This is a genomic window from Rahnella inusitata, assembly GCF_003263515.1.
In the GTDB taxonomy this organism is placed as follows: domain Bacteria; phylum Pseudomonadota; class Gammaproteobacteria; order Enterobacterales; family Enterobacteriaceae; genus Rahnella; species Rahnella inusitata.
Map to the genome: position 1 here is coordinate 34,298 of NZ_JYDE01000025.1, position 14,726 is coordinate 49,023.

At 52.5% G+C, this 14,726-nt stretch carries 13 protein-coding genes and 1 other annotated feature; of the genes, 9 read left to right on the forward strand and 4 right to left on the reverse strand.

Features of this window, described 5'->3' with window-relative positions:
• Positions 1 to 10: 10 nt before the first annotated feature.
• Positions 11 to 874, reverse strand: a complete 864-nt coding sequence (gene robA, locus TU92_RS15885; protein ID WP_112168190.1) for an MDR efflux pump AcrAB transcriptional activator RobA — start codon at positions 872 to 874, stop codon at positions 11 to 13.
• A gap of 208 nt (positions 875 to 1,082) precedes the next feature.
• Here robA and creA point away from each other — a divergent pair, with 208 nt between their 5' ends.
• On the forward strand, positions 1,083 to 1,565 hold the full coding sequence (gene creA / locus TU92_RS15890) for a protein CreA (RefSeq protein ID WP_112168191.1): 483 nt from the start codon (positions 1,083 to 1,085) through the stop codon (positions 1,563 to 1,565).
• A 118-nt stretch (positions 1,566 to 1,683) separates the two neighbouring features.
• On the opposite strand, the gene arcA is transcribed toward creA, so the two are convergent.
• Complete coding sequence (gene arcA / locus TU92_RS15895) at positions 1,684 to 2,400, reverse strand: two-component system response regulator ArcA (RefSeq protein WP_112168192.1); 717 nt, start codon at positions 2,398 to 2,400, stop codon at positions 1,684 to 1,686.
• Between the two features lie 668 nt (positions 2,401 to 3,068).
• On the opposite strand from arcA, the gene TU92_RS15900 reads away from it, so the two are divergent.
• The 5 genes from TU92_RS15900 to thrC all read left to right on the forward strand — a co-directional run bounded on the left by TU92_RS15900 (position 3,069) and on the right by thrC (position 8,838).
• A complete protein-coding gene (locus tag TU92_RS15900) occupies positions 3,069 to 3,755 on the forward strand; it encodes a tRNA/rRNA methyltransferase (RefSeq protein ID WP_112168193.1) in 687 nt (228 codons plus the stop codon).
• A gap of 216 nt (positions 3,756 to 3,971) precedes the next feature.
• On the forward strand, positions 3,972 to 4,040 hold the full coding sequence (gene thrL, locus TU92_RS15905) for a thr operon leader peptide (protein WP_071823645.1): 69 nt from the start codon (positions 3,972 to 3,974) through the stop codon (positions 4,038 to 4,040).
• Positions 3,979 to 4,096 (forward strand) — a sequence feature (Thr leader region). It overlaps the preceding gene by 62 nt.
• A 37-nt stretch (positions 4,097 to 4,133) precedes the next feature.
• Positions 4,134 to 6,593, forward strand: coding sequence for a bifunctional aspartate kinase/homoserine dehydrogenase I (gene thrA, locus TU92_RS15910; RefSeq protein WP_112168194.1), 2,460 nt, complete (start codon positions 4,134 to 4,136; stop codon positions 6,591 to 6,593).
• Between the two features lies 1 nt (position 6,594).
• Entirely contained in the window at positions 6,595 to 7,524 is a 930-nt protein-coding gene (gene thrB / locus TU92_RS15915) for a homoserine kinase (RefSeq protein ID WP_112168195.1), read from the forward strand.
• A gap of 24 nt (positions 7,525 to 7,548) precedes the next feature.
• Complete coding sequence (gene thrC / locus TU92_RS15920; RefSeq protein WP_112168196.1) at positions 7,549 to 8,838, forward strand: threonine synthase; 1,290 nt, start codon at positions 7,549 to 7,551, stop codon at positions 8,836 to 8,838.
• Positions 8,839 to 8,907: 69 nt separating this feature from the next.
• Here thrC and yaaA read toward each other — a convergent pair whose 3' ends face one another.
• Together yaaA and TU92_RS15930 are read right to left on the reverse strand one after the other, a co-directional pair.
• Positions 8,908 to 9,681, reverse strand: a complete 774-nt coding sequence (gene yaaA, locus TU92_RS15925) for a peroxide stress protein YaaA (RefSeq protein WP_112168197.1) — start codon at positions 9,679 to 9,681, stop codon at positions 8,908 to 8,910.
• 112 nt (positions 9,682 to 9,793) lie between these two features.
• Positions 9,794 to 11,221 carry an alanine/glycine:cation symporter family protein gene (locus tag TU92_RS15930; RefSeq protein ID WP_112168198.1) on the reverse strand — a complete coding sequence of 476 codons (1,428 nt, stop codon included), beginning with the start codon at positions 11,219 to 11,221 and terminating at the stop codon, positions 9,794 to 9,796.
• Positions 11,222 to 11,493: 272 nt separating this feature from the next.
• Here TU92_RS15930 and tal point away from each other — a divergent pair, with 272 nt between their 5' ends.
• The 3 genes from tal to TU92_RS15945 all read left to right on the forward strand — a co-directional run bounded on the left by tal (position 11,494) and on the right by TU92_RS15945 (position 14,668).
• Positions 11,494 to 12,447 carry a transaldolase gene (gene tal / locus TU92_RS15935; RefSeq protein WP_112168232.1) on the forward strand — a complete coding sequence of 318 codons (954 nt, stop codon included), beginning with the start codon at positions 11,494 to 11,496 and terminating at the stop codon, positions 12,445 to 12,447.
• Between the two features lie 169 nt (positions 12,448 to 12,616).
• Positions 12,617 to 13,204 (forward strand): molybdopterin adenylyltransferase, encoded by a 588-nt coding sequence (mog, locus tag TU92_RS15940; RefSeq protein WP_112168199.1) that lies wholly within the window; start codon positions 12,617 to 12,619, stop codon positions 13,202 to 13,204.
• A gap of 141 nt (positions 13,205 to 13,345) precedes the next feature.
• Positions 13,346 to 14,668, forward strand: coding sequence for an MFS transporter (locus TU92_RS15945; RefSeq protein ID WP_112168200.1), 1,323 nt, complete (start codon positions 13,346 to 13,348; stop codon positions 14,666 to 14,668).
• Positions 14,669 to 14,726: the final 58 nt, after the last annotated feature.

Genomic DNA, 14,726 nt, shown 5'->3' on the forward strand with positions numbered 1-14,726 from the left:
CCCGAAGGTATTAGCGCCGGATTGGGATCAGGTAATCACACTCTACTTCGGTCGGCGTCGTACCCGGCGCGCGGCCATTAGTGTAGAAGCGTTCGATGTCCTGTCCCTTTCTGCGTGTCAGTTTCAGCGTCGGTAAACAGGTGCTGTACAAGGTCAGAATGAATTCCTGTAAATGCTCAGGCGTGCCGTGGTAGTGGAACATGGCATATTCCCCTTCCTGCAACACAATCGGCTGACCTTCGACGTTTTCCGGCAAATGATTCGGTTCCAGCGCCGTGGTGTACATCACTTCCTGCTCATCATCCTTTTCCTGGCTTGGACGAGAATGGTGCAGGCCGTACAAGATCGGCGGCAGCGTTTTCGCTTCGCCAATGTACTGACGCCAGAAGTGACGGCGCATTTCGTTACGGTACGTGGTAATTTGCTCCAGCGTACAGGCGTAGCTCTGCGTCATCCCAATCAGATGTTGTTCTGGCAGTGAGATATACTCAGGCTGCGGCAGAATAAACGCACCGAGGCGGATCGGCGGACAAATGCCGAAGGAATGCCAGTCTTCAGCACGACGATACAGTGCGGGAGTCTGTGCAAACTGCTTTTTGAAAGCCCGGGTAAACGTTTGTTGCGAGTCAAAACGGTACTGAAGGGCAATATCTAAAATCGGGCGGCTGGTCAGGCGCAGTGCGACAGCCGCTTTGGAGAGACGACGGGCACGGATATACGCACCGATGGCATTATTAGTGACATCTTTAAACATTCGTTGCAGGTGCCACTTGGAATAGCCCGCCTTGGCGGCGACATTGTCGAGTGACAAAGGCTGGTCTAAATGGGTTTCTAACCAGCTAAGAAGGTCACGAATGATTCCTGCTTGATCCATAGATCGTCCTCGTTGAGCTAAGATAAATGCACAGAATGATGGCCAGCATAATAGCAACTTTTTACTGATAAGACTTCTTAAGAATTTTTTGGCTATCTGTGCTATTTACAGGTGTTACAGAGTATTTCATTCCAAAAGTGTGAATACACGCTTTCTGAATGGGGTTTCTTTAAAAAACAACGTCATGTTCATGACGTGGAGTAACTTAATGAATAAGTGTTGGATTTTTGTTTTTGGGATGTTTGTTTTTTGTTCTGGCACAGCCCATGCTGAGCAAGTGGGATCGGTGGATACGGTTTTCAAACTCTTCGGTCCGGATCACAAAATCGTGGTTGAGGCCTTTGATGATCCTGATATTAAAAATGTAACCTGTTATATCAGCCGTGCAAAAACCGGCGGTATTAAGGGAGGGCTGGGCCTGGCAGAAGATACGTCCGACGCAGCGATTTCCTGCCAGCAGGTTGGGCCTATCGAATTAAGCGATAAGATTAAGCAGGGCCAGGACAAAGGTACGGTCGTATTTCAGAAACGCACGTCTCTGGTGTTTAAAAAGCTCCAGGTGGTGCGTTTTTATGATGAGAAACGTAACGCACTTATTTACCTGAGCTATTCCGACAAAGTCGTGGATGGCTCACCGAAAAACGCGCTGAGTGCCGTGCCGATCATTCCGTGGGGTCATCCGGCACCGTAAGTCAGCGTATTTTTCCTGCAAGATATCGCATAAAAGAAAAGGCCAGCTTTCGCTGGCCTTTCACGTTGACTCACTCTGCAACAGAACGGTTGGCAACCCTCTGCGTGCGTCGGTGGGATCAGTCTTCCAGATCGCCACAGAAACGGTAGCCTTCGCCGTGAATGGTGGCGATGATTTCCGGTGTATCAGGCGTCGCTTCGAAGTGTTTACGAATGCGGCGGATCGTGACGTCCACGGTACGGTCATGTGGTTTCAGTTCGCGGCCAGTCATTTTCTTCAGCAGATCGCCACGGGTTTGGATCTTGCCCGGGTTTTCGCAGAAGTGCAGCATGGCGCGGAATTCACTGCGTGGTAACTTGTATTGCTCGCCCTGCGGGCTGACCAGTGAACGGCTGTTGATATCTAATTCCCAGCCATTGAATTTGTAGCTTTCAACCAGACGACGTTCTTCACCGGTAGTACCCAGGTTCATCGTGCGGGAAAGCAGGTTGCGAGCGCGGATAGTCAGCTCACGCGGGTTGAATGGCTTGGTGATGTAATCATCAGCGCCGATTTCAAGGCCCAGAATTTTATCGACTTCGTTGTCGCGGCCAGTCAGGAACATCAGTGCTACGCTGGCTTGTTCACGCAGTTCGCGCGCCAGCAGCAGGCCATTTTTGCCTGGCAGGTTGATGTCCATGATCACCAGATTGATGTCATTTTCGGACAGGATGTGGTGCATTTCTGCGCCATCATTGGCTTCATGTACCATGTAGCCTTCGGCTTCGAAAATGCTCTTTAACGTATTACGTGTCACTAACTCGTCTTCGACGATCAGAATATGTGGGGTCTGCATGATTGCTACCTAAGATTGCCAACAAATAGAAAATAGGAGTACAGAAGTCCTTGTTATCCCGATGAAATTCGACAGCTTACAGGCTATCTCACTCGTTACATGACTAAAGTACGTAAATGCGTTCTCGATGCAATTTCCATTAACGGCAACCACATCGCAAGCTTGGTCAGGGATTCCACTTTCTGCAGTTCCACGTGGTCCTAAAGCGGCGCACATCCTAACCTTATTAACAGCAATATAACAGCGAGTGCCGAAATTACCACCCAACAAAACTACGATTTGTTGACATATATCAAGTTCAATTGTAGCACGGTAACAGAAACGTGAAAAACGCTTATAAGAATGCACGCTTGAGTCACATTTCGTCCATTATTGTACACGATTCAGCAAATCCAGAAGTAAGCGCAGATAAATGAGAAAATGACCATGGGCGGTATTATATATCCCTATGAAAAACATTGATTTAAATTTACATGAGCTTTGCTTAACAGCGCCAGCCGCTTTTTTACCTGTCAGCTAAGGTTTTCCGATAAAATGGATGAATATATTAGGTCGGCTGTTAAGTTCTTGTGAATAATATAAGCGTTGAATAGGTTCTGGCGCAGGATAAAAATTCATCGCTGAACAACACACGACAATTTCTTTCTCACTCTTTTCGAAGGTACGACATGCAACTTCATATTATTTTGGTTTCCCCTGCGCGCCCTGAAAATGTTGGGGCGGCGGCGCGTGCCATGAAAACCATGGGCTTCGCATCTTTGCGTATCGTCGACAGTGAAGCACATCTCAAACCTGAAGCCGGCTGGGTCGCGCACGGCTCGCAGGAAATCCTGCAAAATGCCCGGCATTTCGCGACGCTGGCCGATGCGCTGGTCGATATCGATTTCACCGTGGCGACCACGGCCCGCAGCCGCGCCCGTTTCCACTACTACTGCACGCCTCCGCAATTGCTGACGCAGCTTGAAGAGAAAAGCCACTGGGTGAATCATGCGGCGCTGGTGTTCGGTCGTGAAGATTCCGGGCTGACCAACGAAGAGCTGGAGCTGGCCGATATTCTGACCGGCGTGCCGATGGTGGCGGATTATCCTTCATTGAACCTGGGGCAGGCGGTGATGGTGTTCTGCTATCAGCTGTCATCACTCAATCAGGTTGCCGCCGTGCGTCCTGAAAATGCCGAGGCCGGGCAGCTAAACGCGTTGCGTTCCAGAGTAGGCCGGTTACTGCAAAATGTCGGCGCAGAAGATGACCAAAAACTGGCCGACTGGGTGCAGCAGCGGCTCGGACTTTTAGAGCAGCGGGATGCCGCCATGCTGCATACTTTGCTGCATGACATCGAAAAAAAGCTGAACTCATGATGTGAGGGCTTTTTTCTTTCAGGCAGTGTAATGTTCCGCTAGATGCGTTCATCCCTGTGAATTGCGCTGGAATTATTTTTAAATGCAGCGGATTGTTCATTTTGTACCGCCGATGGCTGACGGTGTAAAATCAGAAAAAAATTGACTTGTTGTGCCTTATGCTTTAGCTAATAGAGGCAGACAGCGTAAAAACTCTAAGACAGACAGAAAATAAAAATGCGAATCATCAGCCTGAACACAACAATTATTACCACCACCGATACCACAGGTAACGGGGCGGGCTGACGCGTACAGGAAAAAAGAAAAAAAGCCCGCACCTAACCAGTGCGGGCTTTTTTTTTAACACTTTAAACGACGAGCTTCAGGAGAGAATCAGAAATGCGAGTGTTGAAATTTGGCGGGACCTCAGTAGCAAACGCAGAACGCTTTTTGCGGGTTGCGGACATTATGGAAAGCAATGCGCGTCAGGGACAGGTCGCAACGGTATTATCTGCACCTGCCAAAATTACCAACTCTCTGGTCGCCATGATTGAACGAACTGTCGCAGGACAGGATATTCATACCATCATGAGTGATGCAGAAAGCATTTTTGGACAGCTGATCGCCGGCCTGGCGGATGCGCAGCCGGATTTCGATCTGCCAAAAGTGAAAGCCTATGTCGACCACGAATTTGCCCAACTCAAGCAGCTGTTACACGGCATCGCCCTGCTGGGGCAGTGCCCGGACAGCGTTAACGCTTCTATCATCTGTCGCGGCGAAAAGCTTTCCATTGCCATTATGGAAGCGGTATTCATAGCCAAAGGTTTCGGCGTCACTGTCATCAATCCGGTTGAGAAGCTGCTGGCGCAAGGCCACTACCTTGAATCTACCGTCGATATCAACGAATCCACCCGCCGTATTTCGGCAAGCGCGATCCCGGCTGACCACATCGTGCTGATGGCCGGTTTCACCGCAGGCAACGACAAAGGCGAACTGGTGGTGCTCGGGCGTAACGGCTCCGACTATTCCGCTGCCGTGCTGGCTGCCTGTTTACGCGCAGACTGTTGCGAAATCTGGACCGACGTCGACGGCGTATATACCTGCGATCCGCGCATCGTTCCCGATGCACGTCTGCTGAAATCGATGTCGTATCAGGAAGCAATGGAGCTGTCGTACTTTGGTGCGAAAGTGCTTCATCCAAGAACTATCCTGCCGATTGCTCAGTTCCAGATCCCTTGCCTTATCAAAAACACCACCAACCCGCAGGCGCCCGGCACCCTGATCGGCAGCGAAAGCCTGGGTGACAATACGCCGGTCAAAGGCATCACCAACCTGAATAATATGGCGATGATCAACGTCTCCGGACCTGGGATGAAAGGGATGATTGGCATGGCGGCGCGCGTTTTCGCCGTGATGTCCCGCTCAGGGATTTCAGTGGTGCTGATCACGCAGTCTTCTTCTGAGTACAGTATCAGCTTCTGCGTACCGCAAAACGAACTGGAGCGCGCACGTAAGGCGCTGGAAGACGAATTCTATCTTGAGCTGAAAGACGGCCTGCTGGAGCCGCTGGACGTGATGGAGAAACTGGCGGTCATTTCAGTCGTCGGTGACGGCATGCGTACCCTGCGCGGCATCTCAGCCAAATTTTTCTCCGCACTGGCGCGTGCCAACATCAACATCGTGGCCATTGCGCAGGGCTCTTCCGAGCGTTCGATCTCCGTCGTCGTCAATAATGAAGACGCGACTACCGGCGTACGCGTCAGCCACCAGATGCTGTTCAACACCGATCAGGTAATCGAAGTCTTCCTGATTGGCGTCGGCGGTGTCGGCGGTGCGTTGATCGAACAGATCCGCCGTCAGCAGGCATGGCTAAAAACCAAACATATCGATCTGCGCGTATGCGGTATCGCCAACTCCCGCGCGTTGTTAACCAACGTGCACGGTATTGCCCTCGAAAGCTGGCAGGACGAGCTGGCAGCAGCGAAAGAGCCGCTGAATCTGGGTCGCCTGATCCGTCTGGTGAAGGAATATCATCTGCTGAACCCGGTGATCGTGGACTGTACCTCCAGCCAGGAAGTGGCCGATCAGTATGCGGATTTCCTGACTGACGGTTTCCACGTCGTCACGCCGAACAAAAAAGCCAATACCTCGTCGATGAATTATTACTATCAGCTGCGTAAAGCAGCGGATGGCTCGCGCCGTAAGTTCTTGTACGACACAAACGTCGGTGCCGGTTTGCCGGTGATTGAGAACCTGCAAAACCTGCTGAACGCCGGTGATGAACTGCTGCGTTTCTCCGGTATCCTTTCTGGTTCACTGTCGTTCATCTTCGGCAAGCTGGACGAAGGGATGTCCCTGTCTGCGGCCACGTTGCAGGCGCGCGATATGGGCTACACCGAGCCGGATCCGCGTGATGACCTGTCTGGCATGGACGTGGCGCGTAAGCTGCTGATTCTGGCGCGTGAGGCAGGATACATACTGGAACTGAGCGATATCGACGTGGAATCCGTTTTACCGCCTTCTTTCAATGCCGAAGGGGATGTGAATACCTTCGTCGCGCGTTTGCCGGAACTGGATGCGGAATTTGCGAAACGCGTTGCTCAGGCAACCGCTGAAGGCAAAGTGTTGCGTTATGTCGGTGCCATCGAAGAAGGGCGCTGCAAAGTAAAAATCGACGCCGTCGATGGTAATGACCCGCTTTATAAAGTAAAAAATGGTGAGAATGCGCTGGCGTTTTATAGTCGCTATTATCAGCCGTTGCCGCTGGTTCTGCGCGGTTACGGTGCCGGTAATGATGTGACGGCGGCAGGTGTGTTTGCCGATCTTTTGCGAACGCTGTCATGGAAGTTAGGAGTTTAATATGGTTAAGGTGTATGCCCCGGCTTCAATTGGGAACGTCAGCGTCGGTTTCGACGTTCTGGGCGCAGCGGTTTCTCCGGTGGACGGAACGCTGCTCGGCGACTGTGTATCGGTCGAAGCAGCGACAGAATTCAGCCTGAAAAGCGAAGGCCGGTTTGTCTCCAAACTGCCGGATCGCATGGAAGACAATATCGTTTATCAGTGCTGGCAGCGTTTCTGTCAGGAGATTGGCAAAGACGTGCCGGTAGCGATGACGCTGGAAAAAAACATGCCGATTGGCTCAGGTCTCGGTTCCAGTGCCTGTTCGGTAGTCGCCGGTCTGATGGCGATGAACGAGTTCTGTGGTAAGCCGCTGAGTGAAAACCAGATGCTGGCGCTGATGGGCGAACTGGAAGGGCGTATTTCCGGCAGTGTGCATTTTGATAACGTCGCGCCGTGCTATCTCGGCGGCATCCAGCTGATGCTGGAAGAGCTGGATGTTATCAGCCAGAACGTCCCCAGTTTTGACGACTGGCTGTGGGTGATGGCGTATCCGGGAATTAAAGTCTCGACGGCGGAAGCGCGTGCGATTTTACCGGCGCAGTATCGCCGTCAGGATTGCATCAGCCACGGGCGTTATCTGGCGGGCTTTATTCACGCCTGCCACACGCAGCAACCCTTGCTGGCTGCGAAGCTGATGAAGGACGTGATTGCCGAGCCGTACCGTACCCGTTTGCTGCCGGGCTTTGCACAAGCGCGCAGCGCCGCCGAAGAAATTGGCGCACTGGCGTGCGGGATTTCCGGTTCCGGTCCGACGCTGTTTGCGGTCTGTAATGACAGCGCAACGGCGAAACGTATGGCTGACTGGTTGCAGACGCACTATCTGCAAAATGACGAAGGCTTTGTTCATATTTGTCGTCTTGATACCGCCGGTGCGCGCGTGTTGGGATAACTCGAAAATTTATTGGGATAACAAATGAAACTGTACAACCTGAAGGATCACAACGAGCAGGTCAGCTTTGCTCAGGCCGTCAAACAAGGTTTGGGTAAACAGCAGGGCTTATTCTTCCCGCTGGACTTGCCGGAGTTTGAACTGACCGAAATCGACCGTCTGCTGGAACTGGATTTCGTGACCCGCAGCAGCCGCATTCTCTCTGCTTTCATCGGCGATGAAATTCCTGAAGACGAGTTACATCAGCGCGTCAAAAATGCATTTGCGTTCCCGGCGCCGGTCGCCAAAGTGGAAGAAGACATCGCCTGTCTGGAGCTGTTCCACGGGCCGACGCTGGCGTTTAAAGATTTCGGTGGCCGCTTCATGGCGCAGATCCTGACGCAGGTGTCAGGCGACCAGCCGGTGACCATTCTGACCGCGACCTCTGGTGATACCGGCGCGGCTGTCGCACATGCATTCCACGGCATGAAAAATGTGCGTGTGGTGATTCTGTATCCGCGCGGCAAAATCAGCCCGTTACAGGAAAAACTGTTCTGTACCCTCGGTGGCAACATTCATACCGTGGCGATCGACGGCGATTTCGATGCCTGCCAGGCGCTGGTGAAACAGGCATTTGATGACGAAGAACTTAAACACGCGCTGAAACTGAACTCGGCGAACTCGATCAATATCAGCCGTCTGCTGGCGCAGATTTGTTATTACTTTGAAGCAGTTGCCCAGTTGCCTCAGGAAGCGCGCAATCAGCTGGTGGTGTCGGTGCCAAGCGGTAACTTTGGTGACCTGACGGCCGGTTTGCTGGCCAAATCCCTCGGCCTGCCGATCAAACGTTTCATCGCTGCCACTAACGCCAATGACACCGTGCCGCGTTTCCTGTCTAACGGGGAATGGGAACCGAAGAAAACCGTCGCAACGCTGTCGAATGCGATGGACGTCAGCCAGCCAAACAACTGGCCGCGCGTGGAAGAGTTGTATCGCCGCAAAATCTGGCAGCTGAAAGATCTCGGGTTTGGTGCGGTCAGCGATGACACCACTGAAGACGCGATGCGCGAACTGGCGGACATCGGCTATATCTCTGAACCGCACGCCGCGATTGCTTACCGGGTGCTGCGCGATCAGCTGCAACCTGGCGAATTCGGTCTGTTCATCGGTACCGCACACCCGGCGAAATTCAAAGAAAGCGTGGAGTCGATTCTGGGTCAGGACATCGGTCTGCCGAAAGAACTGGCTGAGCGCGCTGACCTGCCGCTGTTGTCGCATAACCTGCCGGCCAATTTCAGCGAAATGCGTGCTTTTCTGATGGCGCTGCCTGAATAACTACGCGGTCTTCTGAAATGCAAAAACCCTCTTCACGAGGGTTTTTTTATGCCTGTCGCATTGTAAAAATCAGCGCTCAGGGCGGGTAAATACCATTTCGTTACCCTGCGAACGCGATTCATCAAAGGAATAACCTTCCAGGTTAAAATCCTGCAACTGCTTCGGTTTATCCAGACGCTCTTTGATGATGAAGCGGCTCATCAGGCCGCGCGCTTTTTTGGCATAGAAGCTGATGACTTTGTATTTGCCATTTTTCTCATCGAGGAAAACCGGCTTGATGATTTCGCCATCCAGCAATTTGGGTTTTACCGCTTTGAAGTATTCATCGGACGCCAGATTCACCAGCACTTTGCTTTTCTGTTCGTTTAAAAGCAGATTAAGTTTTTCCGTCAGCAGTTCGCCCCAGAAGGCATACAGGTTCGCACCCTGCGGATTTTCGAGGCGGATTCCCATTTCCAGACGGTAAGGCATCATCAAGTCCAGCGGGCGCAGCAGGCCATATAAGCCGGACAACATACGCAGATGTTTCTGGGCAAAATCGAAATCTTTCTCGCTGAAATCTTCTGCCTGCAAACCGGTATAAACATCACCTTTGAAGGCCAGCAGCGCCTGACGCGCATTCTTTGGCGTGAAATCTGGATGCCATTCGTTAAAGCGCTCGGCGTTCAGATGCGCGAGTTTATCGCTGATCCCCATCAAAGAAGAGATCTGCGCAGGCGACATTTTGCGCGCTACGGCGATCAGTTCGCTGGATTTATCCAGCAGCTCGGGCTGGGTATAGCGCGTTGTCGCAAGCGGGCTTTCGTAATCGAGCGTTTTGGCAGGAGAAATAATGGTCAGCATAGTGCGTCCGTTTGGTCAGTGACGGTTCAGATTCGGGAAATTTTCGTTGCTCTACTGTAGCAAAAAAGTCATTGAAATGGCGCGCGGGCGAAAATAACAACGATAGGCACAATCATTTTTGATGCGGATTTTTCCCCCAGATCCCCGGCTCAAGCTGGCCGCGTAACTCAGGAAAATGGTTCGGATTGAAAACAGGGATTTTCCCCATTCGTTGCTGACGTTCGTAGTCTTTCACGACTTTGACAGCGACGCCCGACAGCAACAGCAGGGCGGTCAGATTAAGCAGCGCCATCAGCGCCATAAAGATATCCGCCAGCTTCCAGAGAACCTGCAATTCCATCAGGCAGCCGATGAAAACAATAGCGATCACGAGCAGACGGAAAATCAGTAACTTCCCTGTGGATGCGACGCGTATGAAGCCCAGATTATTTTCCGCATAGGTGTAATTTCCTGTAATCGACGTAAACGCAAAGCAAAACACCAGCAGCGCGAGCACGATGTTGCTCCAGCCTGACATCGTCGGGGAAAGGGCCAGATGTAACAGTGAAATACCGGAAGGCGCGCCGGGATTATCGAGCGCGCCGGAGGTCAGAATGATCAGCGCCGTCGCCGTGCAAATCACCACGGTATCGATAAATACCGCCAGCATCTGATTAAAACCGAGTGCCGCCGGATGGCTGACAGAGGCCATTGCAGCGGCATTAGGCGAGGAGCCGACACCCGCTTCGCTGGCGAATACGCCGCGCTGCATGCCCTGGGTGATAGCCTGCGTAATCCCAAACGCCAGCGCCCCGGAGGCTGCTTCCTGCAAGCCAAACGCGCTTTTGAATACCAGCGCCAGCACCTGTGGCAGTTTTTCCACGTTGTGACCAATCACCCAGACCGCCAGCAGCAAATATCCCAGCGCAATAAGCGGGATTAAGCCACGAGCCACCCGCGTAACAGAACGGATGCCGCCAAAAATAAGCAAGGCCGTCAGCGCGGCGAGTACAAAGGCAGTGGTCAGTGCCGGAGTATGCAACAGATGGAAAGAGGCTTGCGCGATGGCGTTGGCCTGTAAGGCAATGAAAATAAATCCGCAGGAAATCACGATCAAAAAAGAAAACAGAATGCCCATCCAGCGCATTCCCAGCCCTTTTTCCATGTAGTCAGCCGGTCCGCCACGGAATTTGCCGTTGAGTCCGGTGCTCTTATAAATCTGCGCCAGCGTATTTTCGATCATTGCCGTCGCCATGCTGAACATCGCGATGACCCACATCCAAAATATTGCGCCGGGGCCACCGAGTGTCACGGCGATGGCGACGCCGGTCAGATTCCCCGTACCAATACGCGACGAAAGGCTCAGGCAGAGCGCACTCCAGACGGTGGAACCTCTGTGGTCGGGATGATGTTTGAAAAGCGTGCAGGAAAACATATGGCGGAAGCGGCGAAACTGGATGAAACCGAGGCGAATACTGAGATAAATGCCGGTTCCCAGTAACAGATAAATCAGGATAGAGCTCCAGAGAACGGTATCGAAAAACTCCAGTAACTCGTTCATGACGTATCCTTGTTTGATTTACCGTTCATCGTTTTAAATCGGGCCGGGCGTACACCTCGCGCCGGAGGGGTAACATACCTTTTTTAACTAACAGGGAACATATGCATTTTGGCTAAATTTGTGTGTTTTGGAAGGTAGAAAAATCCATGATGTTCGTAGCCGAGCATGCCGTGATATGCGCCTTGCGCGTGGCTTTTTGCATGTTATCATCAGCCAAAGGCAAGGCATGAAAATGCCTATACGAAAACGTCCAAACGATGAGATATGCCAAAATGACCGATAAACTGACTTCCCTACGCCAAATGACTCAGGTTGTTGCTGACACCGGAGATATCGCGGCAATGAAGTTGTACCAGCCGCAGGATGCGACCACCAATCCGTCACTGATCCTGAGCGCTGCACAAATTCCTGAATACCGTAAACTGATCGACGAAGCAATCGCCTGGGCACGTGACCAGAGCAGCGATCACGCTCAGCAGATCACTGATGCCGCTGACAAGCTGGCAGTGAACATCGGTCTTGAAATTCTGAAACTGATCCCTGGCCGCATTTCGACTGAAGTCGATGCGCGCATGTCTTACGACACCGACGCCAGCATTGCCAAAGCTAAACGCCTGATCAAACTTTACAACGAAGCGGGCATCAGCAACGACCGTATCCTGATCAAACTGGCTTCTACCTGGCAGGGCATCCGCGCGGCGGAGAAACTGGAAAAAGAAGGCATCAACTGTAACCTGACGCTGCTGTTCTCCTTCGCACAGGCTCGCGCGTGTGCTGAAGCGGGCGTCTTCCTGATCTCTCCATTCGTTGGCCGTATTCTTGACTGGTACAAAGCCAATGGCGACAAAAAAGAGTTCGCGCCGAATGAGGATCCAGGCGTTGTGTCTGTGACCGAAATCTACGAATACTACAAACAACACGGCTATGAAACTGTCGTGATGGGCGCAAGCTTCCGTAACATCGGCGAAATCATCGAACTGGCTGGCTGTGACCGTCTGACCATCGCACCTGCACTGCTGAAAGAGCTGGCAGAGAGTGAAGGCCCGCTGGAACGTAAGCTGTCCTTCTCCGGAGAAACCAAAGCGCGTCCTGCACCACTGACTGAATCTCAGTTCTACTGGGATCATAATCAGGATCCAATGGCGATCGACAAACTGGCTGACGGCATCCGTAAGTTTGCTGTAGACCAGGGCAAACTGGAAAAAATGATTTCTGACCTGCTGTAATCAGCCTTCAGTTTTCAGTGAAAAGCGGCCTCTGAGCCGCTTTTTTTGTGCCTGAAATTCGGGGCTGCGGTAAAAATTTGTCTGAGTGATAAAACCCGCGTGCCGTTACCGATATACTGAGGGCTGAAGACGGTAGCTTTTGCCGGGAATAAATCAGGGGAAACAGGACATGGATAAATTGCGAATTGGTCTGGTGTCAGTGTCGGATCGCGCGTCGAACGGCATTTATCAGGATAAGGGGATCCCGGCGCTGGAAGCGTGGCTGGAAAAAGCGCTGATCACGCCGTTTACGCTGGAAAAGAAATTAATCCCCGATGAGCAGCCTTTGATTGAGCAGGCCATCAGCGAGCTGGTGGACGAAAGTGGTTGTCATTTGGTGCTGACCACCGGCGGCACCGGTCCGGCGCGCCGTGATGTGACGCCGGACGCCACGCTGGCCATCGCCGACCGTGAGATGCCGGGCTTTGGCGAACAGATGCGTCAGATTAGCCTGCACTTTGTGCCGACGGCGATTTTGTCCCGTCAGGTGGGCGTGATCCGCAAACAGGCATTGATCCTAAATCTGCCGGGCCAGCCGAAATCTATTCAGGAAACGCTCGAAGGCCTGAAAGATGCCGAGGGTAAAGTGATTGTGTCCGGTATTTTTGCCAGCGTGCCGTACTGCATTCAGCTGCTGGATGGGCCGTATATAGAAACGCATGACGACGTCGTAGCAGCTTTTCGCCCGAAGAGTGCCCGCCGCGATACAAAAAACTGAATACCGACGGTTTTTGAAAATATGCTGACATAAGATTCAGGCTGACTGGTGTGAAAATTATTTGCCGCTATAGTAATGATTACTTTACATGAGGCGGCAAAACCTTTTTCCAATTCACACTCTGGTGTCACACGGACTCTTATGCAACACGCACAATCGCGCCGGCTGAACCGGCAGGATTTCAAAACGCTGTCCCTGGCTGCGCTGGGCGGCGCCCTCGAATTCTACGATTTCATCATTTTCGTCTTCTTCGCTGCGGTTATCGGCGATCTTTTCTTCCCTGCCGATATGCCCGACTGGTTACGTCAGGTTCAGACGTTTGGGATCTTCGCTGCCGGTTATCTGGCGCGTCCGCTCGGCGGCATTATTATGGCGCACTTTGGCGATTTGGTTGGCCGTAAGCGTATGTTCAGCCTGAGTATTTTACTGATGGCATTGCCGACGCTGGCGATGGGTTTGCTGCCAACGTATGCTTCTATCGGCATTGCGGCTCCGTTGCTCTTATTGCTGATGCGCGTATTACAGGGTGCGGCGATTGGTGGCGAAGTGCCAGGGGCGTGGGTCTTTGTGGCTGAACATGTGCCGAGAAACCGTATTGGCTTTGCCTGCGGCACGCTGACCGCCGGACTGACGGCAGGTATTCTGCTCGGTTCGCTGGTGGCAACCGTGCTGAACAGCGCGATGACGCCTGTGGCAATCAGCGATTTTGGCTGGCGTATTCCGTTCTTTCTTGGCGGTTTTTTTGGCCTGTTCGCGATGTATTTACGCCGCTGGTTGCAGGAGACGCCGATCTTCCTTGAGATGAAAGCGCATAAAACGCTGGCCGAAGAACTGCCGCTAAAATCAGTGGTGGTCAATCATAAGAAAGAAATCGTGGTGTCGATGCTGATGACCTGGCTGTTGTCTGCGGGGATCGTGGTTGTCATTCTGATGACGCCGACTTATCTGCAAAAACAATTCGGCATTCCGGCGGCTCAGGCGTTGCAGGCTAACAGTCTGGCGACCATTGCGCTGACCTTTGGGTGTATCGCGGCGGGCTGGATTGTTGACCGTCTGGGTGCCAGCAAAACGTTTATTGTCGGCAGCCTGTTCCTCGGTATCTGCAGCTGGTCATTCTATCATTCTGTGGCCGCTGACCCTTCTATGCTGATGGGCATGTACGCGCTGGTCGGCTTCAGCGTCGGGATCGTCGGTGCGGTGCCTTACGTGCTGGTTCGCGCTTTCCCGGCCGAAGTGCGCTTTACCGGGATCTCATTCTCTTACAATGTCGCCTACGCCATCTTTGGTGGACTGACGCCGATCTTCGTAACACTGATTATGCGCGTGACGCCAATGGCACCCGCGTATTACGTTCTGGCGCTCTCCGCGATTGGTTTGCTGACCGGCATCTATTTAACCCGCGATCTCAACAGTGAAACGACTCAGCCCGCAAAGTTTGATGAGCAGGCAGCGTCAGGAAACTGACGTCATTTCTGCGGGCACAAAAACAAAAGGCCCCGCATTCGCGAGGCCTTTTTGATCG